Here is a 14,476-nt window from a genome sequence, read left to right as displayed (position 1 = left end):
ACATGAGCGCCGATAACCCTCTTGTACGAAGCCTTCCGCCTTCGGCGAGAGAGAAAGAGGCCCTCCATGCTCCAGGTCGGTACGCGCGGTTCGGATGTGACGCGGCTGCAGAAGACCCTGGCCAAGGCCGGTTACAACCCGGGCACGGCGGACGGAATCTTCGGTGCGAAGACGAAGGCGGCGGTGGCGGCGTACCAGCGCAAGCACGGGCTGGAGGCGGACGGAATCGTGGGCAACAACACGGGCCGCTCCCTCTTCAACTCGCGCAACCAGGACATGTGGGACGGCAAGCCGGACGGCGCCAAGGGCCCCGGCGGCGTCCCCGGCAACTTCCCGGTGAACGGCTCCAACCGCCAGAAGCTCGACTTCGCGTCGAACCTGGCGCGGCAGATGGGGCTGACCATCACCTCGACGACGGGCGGCACGCACACGCCGGGCTCGTACCACTACAAGGGCCGCGCCATCGACGTGGCGGGCAGCCCGGCGAAGATGGCCGAGTACTACACGCGCCTGGCGGGCACGAAGCCCACCGAGATGTTCTATGACCCGAAGGGCGGCATCAAGAACGGCTCGCCCATTGGCGCCATCGGTGGCCACGGCGACCACGTGCACGTCGCATACTGAGTCCCCGCCACACGCATGACACGCCGGGCCCGGTGGGAGCACGACTCCCGACCGGGCCTTCGTGCGTCAGGGCTTCGCCGCGGCCGCGGCCTCCACGACCAGATCGGCATAGCGGTTGGCCGGGTCCTCTGGCTGCGTGCCGTCGCGGAAGTAGAACGTGTGCTCGTCCCACGCGTCCGGCCGCGCGTCGTTGGCGAACATCCACAGGGCGCCGGCGCCCACGGCGGACTTGCGCATGCACTCCAGCCAGCCGCGATACAGCGCGCGGCGCTGGGACAAGTCCAGGGCGCCTTCGTTGCGCAGGCCCAGCTCGCCCACGAACAGCGGCTTGCCCAGCCCCCGGGCGATAGCCGCGTGCTCGCGAATCCACCGCGCTCCCGCCTCGGCCATGTCCGCGTCGTCCAGGCCCCACGACTCTGGATAGAAGTGCACCGACGCGAAGTCGATGTACGGCGACGCGGTGTTGCGCGAGAAGCTGGAGCCCGGCGTGCGCAGCATCGTCGTGCCCGCGCGAGCCCAGAAGGCGCCGTCATAACCCTCCGAGGTCGGCTCGAAACCTTCCTCGCCCGTGCCCACCTGGTGGCCCGGCGCGCGGGACTTCACCTCGCGCGCCACCTCATCCACCCACGCCCGCATGCGCGCGCCCTCCGCGTCCAGGCCCCGGCCGCGCGGCTCGTTGAGCAGCTCCCACGCGAGCACCGCCGGATGGTCGCCATAGCGGATGCCATCCTCCGTGTTCACCCGCTCCAACATCCGCGCGATGTGCTCCTTGTAGAGCGCCACGACGACGGGCTCGGTGAAGAAGCGCGGGTCGCCCTGGATGGGAGACGGCAGCCCCGCCCACGTCACGTACTGGCGCGTACCGCCGTAGGCATCCCAGTAGTTGCCGAGCGTGAGCACCAGCCTGACACCATGCACGCGCGCGCGGGCGAGCACCCGGTCCAGCCCTCGCAGGGCGACCTCGTCGTACTGGAGAGGACCCACCTGGATGGTGCTGTCGCCCACCTTCTCCGGCGCTTCGTTGTGGCCATTGGTCCGCAGCGCCACGACGCCGAGCGCCGCCGCCTTGGCCAGCACCTCCTCGAGGACAGGCGACTCGGACAGGCCGCGGCGCACGTCGCGCGCGGCCTCCTCCTGGAGGAAATAGGAGTTGAGCACCATGCTGCCCAGCGGCAGGCGCCCCAGGCGCAGGGGCTCGGCGCTCCCACAGTCGGCCGCCTTGGCTTCCAACATGACGGGCTCTCCCTCGCCACACGCGCACAGCAAGAGGACGGGCGCGAGACAGGGACTCCAGCGCGGCGAGAACATGGAGCGCATGGTAACGGATGGGCTAGGTTGATGCCCGACATGGAGCTCCGACTCGAAGGCGTGTCCAAGACGTATCCCAATGGAACGAGGGCGTTGCACGACGTCACCCTCACCATTCCGCGCGGCATGTTCGGACTGCTCGGCCCCAACGGTGCCGGAAAGTCGACGCTCATGCGCAGCATCGCCACGCTGCAGGACGTTGACGGCGGGACGATGACGTTCGACGGCATCGACGTGCGCCGCGACAAGGACAAGCTGCGCGACGTGCTGGGCTTCCTGCCCCAGGACTTCGGCGTGTATCCCAAGGTGACGGCCTGGGACATGTTGGACCACCTGGCGCAGCTCAAGGGCCTGTCACAGCGCGGCCCGCGCCATGACGCCGTGAAGGCGCTGCTCACCAAGACGAACCTCTGGGAGCACCGGGACAGGCGCCTCGGCGGCTTCTCCGGCGGCATGAAGCAGCGCTTCGGCATCGCCCAGGCGCTGCTGGGAGACCCCAAGCTGCTCATCGTCGACGAGCCCACCGCGGGCCTGGACCCGGCCGAGCGCTTCCGCTTCCACAACCTGCTGGCGGAGATCAGCGCGGACGTCGTGGTGCTCCTGTCCACGCACATCGTCTCGGACGTGGCGGACCTCTGCCAGAACATGGCCATCCTCGCCCAGGGCAACGTCGTCACGAGCGGTCACCCGCTCCGGCTGGTGGACGCGCTGCAGGGGCGCGTGTGGAAGCGCTTCGTCACGAAGCAGGAGGAGCTGGACGCGCTGACGAAGGAGCTGGAGGTCATCGCCGTCAGGCGCGTGGCGGGCCAGCGGCTGGTGCACGTCCACGCGGAGAGCGCACCGGCGGGCTTCGAGCCGGCGACTCCCGACCTGGAGGACGTCTACTTCCACGCGCTGTCACGCGCGTCGAAGAAGGCGTGAGCGAGGACCCATGTTCAGCGCTCTCGTGACTTTCGAATTGCGGCGCCGGGTCAAGATGCTCTCGACCTGGATCTACGCCGCCGTGCTGGCGGGCGCCGGCCTGCTGATGATGCTGGCCACGGGCGGAGTCTTCCGCAGCGTCTCCGCCAGCTCCGGCTCCGAGCGCGTGCTGGCCAACAGCCCTCACACGCTCTTCGCCTTCATCACCATCATCGCCCTCTTCGGCCTCTTCATGGTCGCGGCCATCTTCGGCCAGGCCGCGCACCAGGACTTCGGCCACGGCACGTGGATGCTCATCTTCACGAAGAACGTGAAGAAGGCGCCGTACCTGCTCGGCCGCTTCCTGGGCGCGTACCTCTTCAGCGCCAGCCTGATGCTGGCCATCGTCCCCGGCCTGCTCGTGGGCGCGGGCGTCGTGTGGCTGGTCGATTCGACGCAGTTGGGGCCACACCAGACGCTCGCGTACATCTGGCCCTACCTGGTCGGCGTGTGGCCCACGCTGTTCTTCGCGGGGACGGTGTTCTTCTCGCTGGCCGCGCTCACGCGCCGCATGGCCCCGGTGTACGTGGGCATGGTGGTGCTGGTGCTGGGTTACCTGGTCATCAGCTCCGCCATGTCGGACGTGTCCAACCAGGACCTCGGCTCGGTGTTGGACCCGTTCGGGTTCACCAGCATCGAGAACACGACGCGGTACTGGACGCCCGCGGAGCGCAACCGGGACCTGATTCCGTTCGCCGGCCTGCTGCTCGTCAACCGGCTCTTGTGGAGCGCCGTGGCCGCCCTGCTGCTGGGCCTCACCGTGGCGCGCTTCCGGACCACCGTGGAGGAGCACAGCGGCGCGCGCCCCGCGGCGAAGGAGGAGACGCCCTCTGCTCCCGTGGCCATCCCCACCACGCGGGCCGAGCCCACGTTCGGCAGTTGGGTGCGCACGGCGCTGTCCTCCTCGTGGCTGGCGTTCCGCGACGTGCTTCGCTCGCCGGTGTACTGGTCCTTCGTCGTCGCGGGCCTGGCCTTCGTGACGATTGCGTCGCTCATCTCCAAGCAGCTCTTCGGCACCGCCACCCTGCCCGTGACGTGGCAGGCGCTGGAGACGACCACGTCCGCCTTCCATCCCTTCGTGCTCATCACCCTGACGTTCTACGCGGGCGAGCTGGTGTGGAAGGAGCGGGACGCGGGCCTGGGCGACATCGTCGACGCGACGCGGGCCCCGACGTGGGTCGGCTACTCCGCGAAGTTCGGGGCGCTGCTGATGGTGGTGCTGTCGCTCAAGGCCGTCGTCGCGCTCGCGACGGTCATCTCCCAGGTGAGCCGGGGCTTCTTCGACATCGAGTGGTGGCTGTACTTCACGGAGATCCTCCTGCTGGACTTCACGCACAACATCCTCCTGTGCGTGCTGGCCTTCTTCGCGCAGGTGCTCATCCACCAGAAGTACGTCGCGTACCTGGTGATGGTGCTGTACTTCGCCTCGCAGGCCGCGCTGGGGCTCTTGGGCATCGAGGAGCCGCTGGTGCGCTATGGCGCGGAGCCCTCGGCGCCGTACTCGGACCTGAACGGCTATGGCCACTTCCTGGCGGCTGTCGCCTGGCACCGCCTGTACTGGTACGGCCTGGCCACGCTCATGGTGGCCGTGGGAGCGCTCATCGTCGTCCGGGGACGCGGGACGGCCTGGAAGGAGCGGCTCGTGGAAGCGCGGGCCCGCCGCACCCGGGCCTGGACGGTGACCGCCACTGTCGCGTCGCTCGTGTTCGTGGGGACCGGCGCGTTCATCACCTACAACACGCGCTTCCTCAATCCGTACGTCACCGCGAAGGACACCGAGCGCGCGCTGGCCCGCTACGAGAAGGACTACAGGTCCTTCGCCGCCCTGCCCCACCCGCGCGTCACCGCGGTGGACGTCACCTTCCACATCCACCCGGAAGAGCGACGCCTGGAGACCCTGGGCACCTACCGCGTGCGCAACAAGACGGACCAGCCCATCTCCCAGGTGCTGATGGAGCTGCCTCGCGACGCTCGCGTGCGCAAGCTGTCCCTCGCGGGTGTGGACACTCCGACGAAGCGCGACGAGTCGCTCGGCCTGTTCGTCTTCGAGCTGCCCACGCCGCTGGCTCCTGGCGCCGAGACGGACCTGGTGTTCGACCTGGAGTACGCGCCGCGCGGCCTGAAGCATGGCTCCACGCGCACGGACATCGTCGAGAACGGCACGTTCTTCAACAGCGGCAACCTCCCCACGCTGGGCTACCAGGAGGACGCGGAGCTGGTGGAGGACGGTGACCGCAAGGAGTACGGCCTGGCGCCCAAGGAGCGCATGCCAGACCGGGATGACCCGAAGGCCAAGGCCAACAACTACATCACCTCGGACTCGGACTTCGTCAGCTTCCAGGCCACGGTGAGCACCTCGGCGGATCAGATCGCCCTCGCGCCCGGCTACCTGGAGAAGGAGTGGACCGAGGGGGGCCGTCGCTTCTTCCGCTACAAGATGGACCAGCCCATCCTCAAGTTCTACTCGGTGCTGTCCGCGCGCTACGCGGTGGCGCGGGACACGTGGAAGAACGTGGCGCTGGAGATCTACCACCACCCCAAGCACACCTATAACCTCGACAGGATGATGCGGGGGATGAAGGAGACGCTGGACTACTGCACCGAGAACTTCGGGCCGTACCAGCACCGTCAGGCCCGCATCCTGGAGTTCCCCCGCTACGGGGCCTTCGCCCAGTCCTTCCCCAACACGATTCCGTACTCGGAATCCATCGGCTTCATCGCCCGCGTACGGGACGGCGCCGCTGATGACGTGGACTACCCGTACTACGTCACCGCGCACGAGATTGCCCACCAGTGGTGGGCGCACCAGGTGGTGGGCGCGCGCGCGCAGGGCGCCACCATGACGTCGGAGACGATGTCCCAGTACACCGCTCTGATGGTGATGAAGCACCGCTTCGGCGCGACGAAGATGAAGCGCTTCCTCAAGTTCGAGCTGGACGGCTACCTCATGGGCCGCGCGCTGGAGCGCAAGAAGGAAGTGCCGCTGTCCCGCGTGGAGAACCAGCAGTACATCCACTACCAGAAGGGCAGCCTCGCCATGTACGCGCTGCAGGACTTCATCGGCGAGGAGCGCGTCAACCGCGCCATGAAGCGCTACGTGGAGAAGGTCCGCTTCCAGGGGCCGCCGTACACGGGCTCCACGGAGCTGCTCGGCTTCCTGCGCGAGGAGACGCCGCCGGAGTATCAATACCTCCTGGAGGACCTCTTCGAGACCATCACCCTCTACGACAACCGCGCGGTGTCCGCGACGATGCGGCAGAACGCCCAGGGCACCTGGGACGTCACGCTCAAGGTGCTCGCGAAGAAGTTCCGCAGCGACGACACGGGCAACCAGACGGAGCTGGAGTTCTCCGACTGGATGGACGTGGGCGCGCTCGACAGCAACGGCGAGGCGCTGTTCCTGGAGAAGCGCAAGGTGGGCAAGGGAGAATCAGAGATCACATTCACCGTGCCGGTGCAGCCAGCCGAGGTCGGCGTGGATCCCCTCAACAAGCTCATCGACCGCCAGTCACAGGACAACGTGACGGAGCCCAAGGTGGCCGGGGCGCTCGCGATGGGGAGCCCCACCCAGCCCTGAGCAACACGTCTGACGAGGGCTTCACCAGCGAATGCGCAGGTCGAAGCCCTCGTTCTCATACCGCTCGACGTTCACCGTGACGCTCAAGGCGCCCGCCTGCTTGAGGGCGCCCTCGCACGTGCCAGCGGCGGCCTCCGCGGGGAACGGGTACCCGCGGAACTTCACCCGATACTCGTGGGGCGCCAGCAGCTGGGTCTGGATGTCCACCGGATCGAACACCGAGCTGAAGCTGAGCGCCACGCGCTTCATCGCCCGCTCCGGGCCGGCCACCTTGAGGGCCATGCCCACCACCCGGCCCACCAGCGTTTCGAAGTACTGCCGGAGCAAGTCCCGTCCCAGTTCCCGCTGCGCCTGCTGCGACGGGAGTGCCCCGTACGTCGTGCGCAGCACCAGCCCCTGGCAGGCGATGAACACGGCGCTGGGGTAGCTGGCCCGGGGCTTGTCCACGTCGTAGCCGGCGGCGAGGAACTCCGCGCGCATGGCCGCGTCGGGATTCGCGCAGCGGACCAGCGACTCGAACAACGTGGACTGGACTTTGACCTCGGTCGGCATGTGGGACGACACCCTAGGGGAGCTGCGTCATCCGGTCATGACGCGGTGAACCAAGACGGGACGCCGGACGCCCCACCCTCGTCTGATAGCAGCAAGGCCCCGCACCCTCGGCGCCCGCGGGCGGGACTACGCGTCCACCCGCTCCTGGACCTCGAAGCGCCCCGCCGTGACGACGTGCTTGTCCTCCACCACGAGCTTCGCGGCGCGCAGCGTCCCTCGGACCTCCAGTGCGTAGTCGTTGTACTGAGCCTGGACGTGCGTGGCCTCCAGGTTGCCTCCGATGATGACCGGGCCCTGGGACTTGAGCGTCTCGCAGGTGAAGTCTCCACCGACGAAGAGCGAGCGGCCCTGGAGGTTGTCGACGGGGCCTCTCACCGTCAGGTGGCCTGTCACCATCAGCGAGTTCACCGGCAGCTTGCCGTCGACCTCCAGGTTGCCGTGGTGGAGGTAGCTCGACTTGGAGACCTTCTTCACCTTCTTGTCCTTGGGCGCTTCCGCGACGGCCGCCTGGATGAGCCCGATGCCCGCGAAGACGAGGTCCGGGTTCATCGCGGCCTGCTCCTCGATGCCCTCGAAGAACGCGTCGAGGGAGACGCAGTGCGCCTCCACGAACACCGCGTCCATGATGAGGCGGAGCTTCCGCCACGAAGCAGGCGTTACCCCCGGCGGCGCGGCGCCTTCGAGATACCGGAGGACCTTCTCTTCCGACAGGCCCTTGGGCTTCTTGGGCGGAGGTGGGCGCTGGGACTTCGTCGGCAGCAGCAGCTCCACCAGCAGGGCCGGAACCTTTCGGCTGTGTCGCGAGGTCCGGGCCGCGCCCAGCACGCTCTGACCTCCTGGCGTCAGGCCGCGAGGGTCCGCGCCCTGCTCGATGAGGAAGCGAACCACGCGGTCCGCGCCAAACTCCGCCGCGCGGTGCAGCGGCGTGTCGTAGTGGTATGGCGCGAGGAGGTCGGCGCCGTACTCCTTCAAGAGCAGGAGGAGCTCCACGTTGTTCTGGGTGACGGCGAGCAGCACCGGCGTGTGGTGGTTCTGGTCGACGAAGTCCAGGCTCACGCCCCCAGCGAGGAGCTGACGGAGCTTGCCAAGCGTCACCTCGTTCTCCCCGCGCTCCTTGGCCAGGCGCTCATCGAAGCTGTCCGCTTCGTAGATCTGGACATGGTCCTCGAGGTGTCTATGGCTCTGGACTTGTCGGATGAGCCTGGTCAGTTCGTACTGCTGTTCCGTCATGGTGCGAGGCCTCGGAGCTTCGCGAATCCATCGCGTGACCCGAGCGCGAATGCAACCCCTGACACGGCTCGCGCCTCAGTCCGCGCGCGTTCCACCCAGCGAGGGCAGTTGCCGTCGGAGGAACTCTCCTGGAGGGCCTCCGGTGAATTGCCGGAAGTCGCGGATGAGGTGGGCCTGGTCGAAATAGCCCTGCTCCAACGCGAGACGGGCCCAGTTCGCCGCCACGCCGGACTTCAACACCTGGATGACGCGGTCGAAGCGGATGAGTCGCGCGAGCAGCTTGGGCGTCAGGCCCAGCTCCTGACCACAGCGCGCGATGACGTGCTTCTGGCTGAAGCCCAGCTCCCGGGCCAGCTCGCCAATCTCCACCTGACCACCGCTGGCGCGCAGCCGCTGCCACGTCCAGGTGATGACGGGCGATACCTCGCGAGCCGCGAGGATGCGGGAGAGGAGGAGCTGATCCACCAGCGCGAAGCGGGCCTCCCAGGACGGCGCCTCCACGAGCCGCTCCGTCAACAGCGGCCCCTCCGCGCCGAGCACCGACTCCAGTCCGACGACCTGCCGCGCGAGGTGATGCAAGGGCATGCCGAAGAACAGCCGCGCCCCCACGGGCGTGAAGTTCACCTGCATGCCGTTCATCGCCCCGGACGTCTCGGTGATGGAGTACCCGTCATCCAGCCCCGCGACGAAGCCAACCGGATGTCGTCCGAGGGGGCGCCCCGTTCGCGGGTCGACGATGCGCAGCGGCGGACCGAAGTCGATGATGAGCACGACTTGTGGTGCGGGGAGCTCGCGACGACGCACCGGGCCAGGAGTGGACTCGTGATAGCCGCAGTAGTTGTGGACGTACTCGCGCAGTCGGGCGTCGGGCGGGCCGTCCACCAGCTCCCAACCGCCCTGCTCGGAGGCCTGCCGGACCACTCGAGCATGAGGGCTTTGCGTGGTCATGCGGCACCCTCCGAAGACACGCCTTGTTGACGCCTTAGCATGGCCACCGGCGCCAATAAGGGACTTCAGGCGCCCGCCAACAAGGACCGGGCTCACCTCGCCATTGCCGCGGCCCGTTTTTGCGCCTATGGGACGGGAACGGCCCGTCCCACGGTGCCACTCCCCTGCGAGGACACAGCATGTCGCAAGTGCCTCTTCACATCGCCACGGAGTTTCCGGCTCGCTCGCTCGAAGAGTGGCGCCGACTCGTGGACAAGGACTTGAAGGGAAAGCCCTTCACGTCGCTTCAGTCGCCGCTGGATGGCGGGCTGACGCTCCAGCCCCTCTACGCTTCCCAGGACGCCGCGCCGCCGCCCCCGGGCGTCGCGCCGTACGTGCGAGGCACTCACGCCCTGGGCCATACCGAGGGTGGATGGCTGGTGTGCCAGGAGTACGCCGAGCCCGACCTCGCCGTCGCCGCCGAGGCCATCCGCAACGACCTGGAGCGCGGCACGCTGGCCGTCTGGCTGTGCCTGGGCCCCGCTCGCGGCATCCCGGTGAAGGACGAGGCCACGATGGAGCGGCTCTTGTCCTCCGTGCTCCTGGCCCGCACTCCCGTGCACCTGGAGTCCGAGTCGGCGCCCGTCTCCATGGCGTCCCTGCTGCTGGGCGTCGCCACGAAGGCCGGTGTGTCACACAAGGCGCTGAGCGGCTCGCTGGGCATCGACCCGCTGGGCATCCTCGCTCGCACCGGCGCGCTGCCGGGTGGCGTCGACGGGACGTTCACCGAAGCCGCGCCGCTCGTCATTTCACTGAGCGGGCGCGCGCCGGAGCTGCGCGCGCTGCTCGTCTCGACGCGGGCGTATTCGGACGCGGGCGCCACGTCGGTGCATGAGCTGGCGTGGGCCATCGCCACGGGCGTCGAGTACCTGCGCGGGATGGAGCGCGCGGGCGTGTCGCCGGAGGTCGCGGCGCGCTCGGTGCAGTTCGCGCTGTCGGTCGGCGGACAGTTCTTCCCTGAGATTGCGAAGCTGCGCGCCGCGCGGCTGCTCTGGGCCAAGGTCGTCGCCGCGTCAGGCGGATCTCCCGAGGCGCAGGCCATGCGGCTGCACGCGCGCACCGCGAGCGCCACGAAGACGCAGCGCGACCCGTGGGTGAACATCCTGCGCGGCACGGCCGAGTCCTTCGCCGCCATCGTCGCGGGCGCGGACAGCGTCAGCACGTCGCCCTTCGACGAGCCGCTGGGTGCCCCCGATGAGGGCGCGCGCAGGCTGGCGCGCAACACGCAGCTCATCCTGCGCGACGAGTCCAGCCTCAACCGCGTCGCGGACCCGGCGGGTGGCAGCTACTACCTGGAGCAGCTCACCACTGAAATCGCGCGCGCGGCCTGGACGGAGCTGCAGCGAATCGAGGGACTGGGCGGCATGGAGAAGGCGCTGGTCCAGGGCGACATCGCCCGCGTGCTCACGGAGACGCGCGCGGCGCGGGACAAGGCCGTGCGCACGCGCAAGCAGCCCATCGTCGGCGTCAGTGAGTTCCCCTTCCTGGGGGAGACGCCCGTGAAGCGCGAGGCTCGCAAGGCCTCCGGCGTCGAGGCGAGCGCGGAGGCGGGCAAGAGCGTGGCCCTCAAGCCCTCTCGCATCTCGGAGCCCTTCGAGCTGCTGCGCGACGCGAGTGATCGCACGCTCGCGGCGAAGGGACAGCGCCCCGCCGCGTTCCTCGCGAGCCTGGGCGCGGTGGCGGAGCACACGACGCGGTCCATGTGGGTCGTCAACGCGCTGGCCGCGGGAGGCATCGAGTCGCGAGAGAAGCACGGCTTCGCCGACCCGGCCGCCGCCGTGGCAGCCTTCGTCGAGTCCGGCGCGGCCCTCGCGGTCATCTCCGGACCGGACGCGATGTATCCGGAGTGGGTGCCCGCGCTGACCAGCCAGCTCAAGGCCAGGGGCGCACGAGTGGTCGCCGTGGCGGGCCGCCCTGGTGACAACGAGGCCGCGTTCCGCGCGGCCGGTGTGGACCTCTTCATCTACGCGGGAGCGGACCTGTTCTCGCTCCTGTCCTCGCTGCAGACGCAGCTCGGAGTGGCCTGATGCGCACCCACGTCCCGAACTTCTCCGGCATCGACTTCGACGCTCCCGAGACGCAGGCGCCCACGCCCGCGCTCGACAAGCAAGGCAGCCAGGCCGCCACCAGCCGGCGAGACGCCGAACGCTGGGACACGCCCGAGGGCATCCCCGTCAAGCCCGTGTACACGCGCGAGGACCTGGCGGACGTCGAGCACCTGGGCTCGCTGCCGGGCCTGCCGCCCTTCGTGCGCGGCCCCTACTCCACCATGTACGTGCAGCAGCCGTGGACGGTGCGCCAGTACGCGGGCTTCTCCACGGCCGAGGCGTCCAACGCCTTCTACCGACGCAACCTCGCGGCCGGTCAGAAGGGCCTGTCCATCGCGTTCGACCTCGCGACACACCGGGGCTACGACAGCGACCATCCTCGCGTCGCGGGCGACGTGGGCATGGCGGGCGTGGCCATCGACTCCATCAAGGACATGCGCATCCTGTTCGACCGCATCCCGCTCGACCAGATGAGCGTGTCGATGACGATGAACGGCGCGGTGCTGCCCATCCTCGCGCTCTACGTGGTGGCGGCCGAGGAACAGGGCGTCAAGCCCGAGCAGCTCAGCGGGACCATCCAGAACGACATCCTCAAGGAGTTCATGGTCCGCAACACGTACATCTACCCGCCGGGCCCGTCGATGCGCATCATCGGCGACATCTTCCGCTTCACCGCCGAGCAGATGCCGCGCTTCAACAGCATCAGCATCAGCGGCTACCACATGCAGGAGGCGGGAGCGACGCAGGACCTGGAGCTGGGCTACACGCTCGCGGACGGCGTCGAGTACGTGCGCGCGGGCCTCGCCGCGGGCCTCGGAGTGGATGCCTTCGCGCCCCGGCTGTCGTTCTTCTGGGCCATCGGCATGAACTTCTTCATGGAGGTGGCGAAGATGCGGGCGGCCCGGATGATCTGGGCCAAGCTCATCAAGGGCTTCAACCCCAAGAGCGACAAGAGCCTGGCGCTGCGCACCCACTCGCAGACCTCCGGCTGGAGCCTCACCGCGCAGGACGTCTACAACAACGTGGTGCGCACGTGCGTGGAGGCCATGGCCGCCACCCAGGGCCACACGCAGAGCCTGCACACCAACTCGCTCGACGAGGCCATCGCGCTGCCCACCGACTTCAGCGCGCGCATCGCCCGCAACACCCAGCTCTACCTCCAGCTCGAGAGCGGGACGACGCGCGTCATCGACCCGTGGGGCGGCAGCTACTACGTGGAGCGGCTCACCCACGAGCTGGCGCAGAAGGCCTGGGGCCACATCCAGGAGGTCGAGGCGTTGGGTGGCATGACGAAGGCGATTGAAGCCGGCCTGCCCAAGCTGCGCATCGAGGAGGCGGCGGCCCGCACGCAGGCGCGCATCGACTCCGGCCGTCAGGCCATCATCGGCGTGAACAAGTACCCGCCCGAGCGTCCGGACACCATCGAGATCCTCAAGGTGGACAACTCCGCGGTGCGCGAGGCGCAGATCGCCCGGCTCAAGGAGCTGCGCGCGGAGCGCAACGCGGAGGAGGTGCGGCGACGGCTGGACGCGCTGACGGAAGCGGGCCGACGCAACGAGGGAAATCTGCTGGCGCTGGCCATCGACGCGGCTCGGGCGAAGGCCACGGTGGGGGAAATCAGCGACTCGCTCGAGAAGGTCTTCGGGCGCTACGAGGCCACGGTGCGAAGCGTGTCCGGCGTGTATTCGAGCGAGGCAGGCAAGGACTCCCAGGGCATCATCCAGGCGCGCGCCGCGGCGGACACGTTCCTCGCGCGGTTCGGCCGTCGGCCCCGCATCCTCATCGCGAAGATGGGGCAGGACGGGCATGACCGGGGACAGAAGGTCATCGCCACGGCCTTCGCGGACCTGGGCTTCGACGTGGACATCGGCCCGCTGTTCCAGACGCCCGAGGAGTCCGCGCGCCAGGCCGTGGAGAACGACGTCCATGTGGTGGGCGCCAGCTCCCTGGCCGCGGGCCACCTCACGCTGGTGCCGCAGCTCAAGCGCGCCCTGGCCGACCTGGGCCGCGAGGACATCATGGTCGTCGTCGGTGGCGTCATCCCGGCGCAGGACTACGACGAGCTGCGCGCCGCGGGCGCCGCCGCCATCTTCGGCCCTGGCACCGTCATCTCGAAGGCCGCGGTGGAGCTGCTGGAGAAGCTCTCGGCGGCGCAGGAGGAGGCGGCGTGAAGCTGCTGACGGCGGAGGCCTATGTGGACGGCGTCCGCTCGGGCGACCGGGCCGTGCTGGCTCGCGCCATCACCCTGGTGGAGAGCGGTCACCCGCGCCATCAGTCGCTCGCCCAGGAGGTGCTCACGCGCCTGCTTCCTCACACGGGGGGCAGCAAACGCGTGGGCATCAGTGGCGTGCCCGGCGTGGGCAAGAGCACGTTCATCGACGCGCTGGGCATGCACCTGGTGGGCGCGGGGCACCGCGTCGCCGTGCTCGCCATCGACCCGTCGAGCAGCATCTCCGGTGGCAGCATCCTCGGCGACAAGACGCGCATGGCCCGGCTGTCGCGCGAGACCGCCGCCTATATCCGCCCCAGTCCCTCCAGCGGAACCCTGGGCGGAGTGGCCCGCAAGACGCGCGAGACGCTGCTCCTGTGCGAGGCCGCGGGCTTCGACGTGGTGCTGGTGGAGACCGTCGGCGTGGGCCAGTCGGAGACGGTGGTCGCCGACATGGTGGACTTCTATCTGGTGCTGATGCTCGCGGGCGCGGGCGATGAGCTCCAGGGCATCAAGCGCGGCATCCTCGAAGTGGCGGACATGCTCGCCATCAACAAGGCGGACGGGGACAACAAGCCCCGGGCCGAGCGCGCCCGCGCCGAGTACCGCGCCGCGCTGCACCTGATGCGCCCGGGCAACGAGCCCGTGGTGACGACGTGCAGCGCGATGGAGGGCACGGGCATCGATGCGCTCTGGACCTCGCTGGAGGCACAGCTGGCGAAGCGTGTGGCTTCAGGAGCGATGGAGCAGCGTCGGCACGCGCAGCAGGTGGGCTGGATGTGGTCCATGGTGCAGGACGGCCTGCGGGCGGCCCTGCATGCGAACCCCACGGTGGCCGCCCTGGTGCCCCAGTTGGAGAACGATGTGCGCGAGGGCCGCGCCACGGCGACGTCCGCCGCACTGCGCGTCCTGGGGGCATTCCTGCCAGAATCGAGGGCTTGACAGTCCGCGTCGAGCCTCGGCGGGCCCCGCTTCAATCGC

General features: G+C 69.0%; 10 protein-coding genes. 6 read left to right on the top strand and 4 right to left on the bottom strand.

Annotated elements, in window-relative coordinates; genetic code table 11:
• The first annotated feature begins 66 nt into the window (after positions 1-66).
• A complete protein-coding gene (locus G4D83_RS11175) occupies positions 67-624 on the top strand; it encodes a peptidoglycan-binding domain-containing protein (RefSeq protein ID WP_163864674.1) in 558 nt (185 codons plus the stop codon).
• A 66-nt stretch (positions 625-690) separates the two neighbouring features.
• On the opposite strand, the gene G4D83_RS11170 is transcribed toward G4D83_RS11175, so the two are convergent.
• Positions 691-1,857, bottom strand: coding sequence for a glycoside hydrolase 5 family protein (locus G4D83_RS11170; RefSeq protein WP_240356270.1), 1,167 nt, complete (start codon positions 1,855-1,857; stop codon positions 691-693).
• A 114-nt stretch (positions 1,858-1,971) separates the two neighbouring features.
• Here G4D83_RS11170 and G4D83_RS11165 point away from each other — a divergent pair, with 114 nt between their 5' ends.
• Both G4D83_RS11165 and G4D83_RS11160 read left to right on the top strand, forming a co-directional pair.
• Positions 1,972-2,853: an ABC transporter ATP-binding protein gene (locus G4D83_RS11165; protein WP_163864672.1), complete on the top strand. Its 882-nt coding sequence runs from the start codon at positions 1,972-1,974 to the stop codon at positions 2,851-2,853.
• A 10-nt stretch (positions 2,854-2,863) separates the two neighbouring features.
• Positions 2,864-6,469 (top strand): ABC transporter permease/M1 family aminopeptidase, encoded by a 3,606-nt coding sequence (locus G4D83_RS11160; protein ID WP_163864671.1) that lies wholly within the window; start codon positions 2,864-2,866, stop codon positions 6,467-6,469.
• A 21-nt stretch (positions 6,470-6,490) separates the two neighbouring features.
• Here the strand turns inward: G4D83_RS11160 and G4D83_RS11155 are convergent, their stop codons facing one another.
• The 3 genes from G4D83_RS11155 to G4D83_RS11145 form a co-directional block, all read right to left on the bottom strand.
• On the bottom strand, positions 6,491-7,021 hold the full coding sequence (locus tag G4D83_RS11155; RefSeq protein WP_163864670.1) for a DUF2378 family protein: 531 nt from the start codon (positions 7,019-7,021) through the stop codon (positions 6,491-6,493).
• Positions 7,022-7,147: 126 nt separating this feature from the next.
• Positions 7,148-8,251, bottom strand: coding sequence for an ankyrin repeat domain-containing protein (locus G4D83_RS11150; protein WP_163864669.1), 1,104 nt, complete (start codon positions 8,249-8,251; stop codon positions 7,148-7,150).
• 75 nt (positions 8,252-8,326) lie between these two features.
• Entirely contained in the window at positions 8,327-9,199 is an 873-nt protein-coding gene (locus tag G4D83_RS11145) for an AraC family transcriptional regulator (RefSeq protein ID WP_163864668.1), read from the bottom strand.
• 179 nt (positions 9,200-9,378) lie between these two features.
• Between G4D83_RS11145 and G4D83_RS11140 the strand changes: the two genes are divergently transcribed.
• Genes G4D83_RS11140 through meaB form a run of 3 tightly spaced genes read left to right on the top strand, consistent with a single transcriptional unit; the run spans position 9,379 to position 14,437 of the window.
• Positions 9,379-11,265 (top strand): methylmalonyl-CoA mutase subunit beta, encoded by a 1,887-nt coding sequence (locus G4D83_RS11140; RefSeq protein ID WP_163864667.1) that lies wholly within the window; start codon positions 9,379-9,381, stop codon positions 11,263-11,265.
• Positions 11,265-13,457, top strand: coding sequence for a methylmalonyl-CoA mutase (gene scpA / locus G4D83_RS11135; protein WP_163864666.1), 2,193 nt, complete (start codon positions 11,265-11,267; stop codon positions 13,455-13,457). Before G4D83_RS11140 ends, scpA begins: the two co-directional genes overlap by 1 nt.
• On the top strand, positions 13,454-14,437 hold the full coding sequence (gene meaB, locus G4D83_RS11130) for a methylmalonyl Co-A mutase-associated GTPase MeaB (protein WP_163864665.1): 984 nt from the start codon (positions 13,454-13,456) through the stop codon (positions 14,435-14,437). The genes scpA and meaB overlap by 4 nt, the downstream gene beginning before the upstream one ends.
• Positions 14,438-14,476 lie beyond the last annotated feature (39 nt).

The sequence above is a fragment of the Myxococcus eversor genome, assembly GCF_010894455.1.
In the GTDB taxonomy this organism is placed as follows: domain Bacteria; phylum Myxococcota; class Myxococcia; order Myxococcales; family Myxococcaceae; genus Myxococcus; species Myxococcus eversor.
The sequence above is the reverse complement of the archived record's forward strand: the minus strand, read 5'-3'. Positions and strand labels throughout refer to the sequence as shown.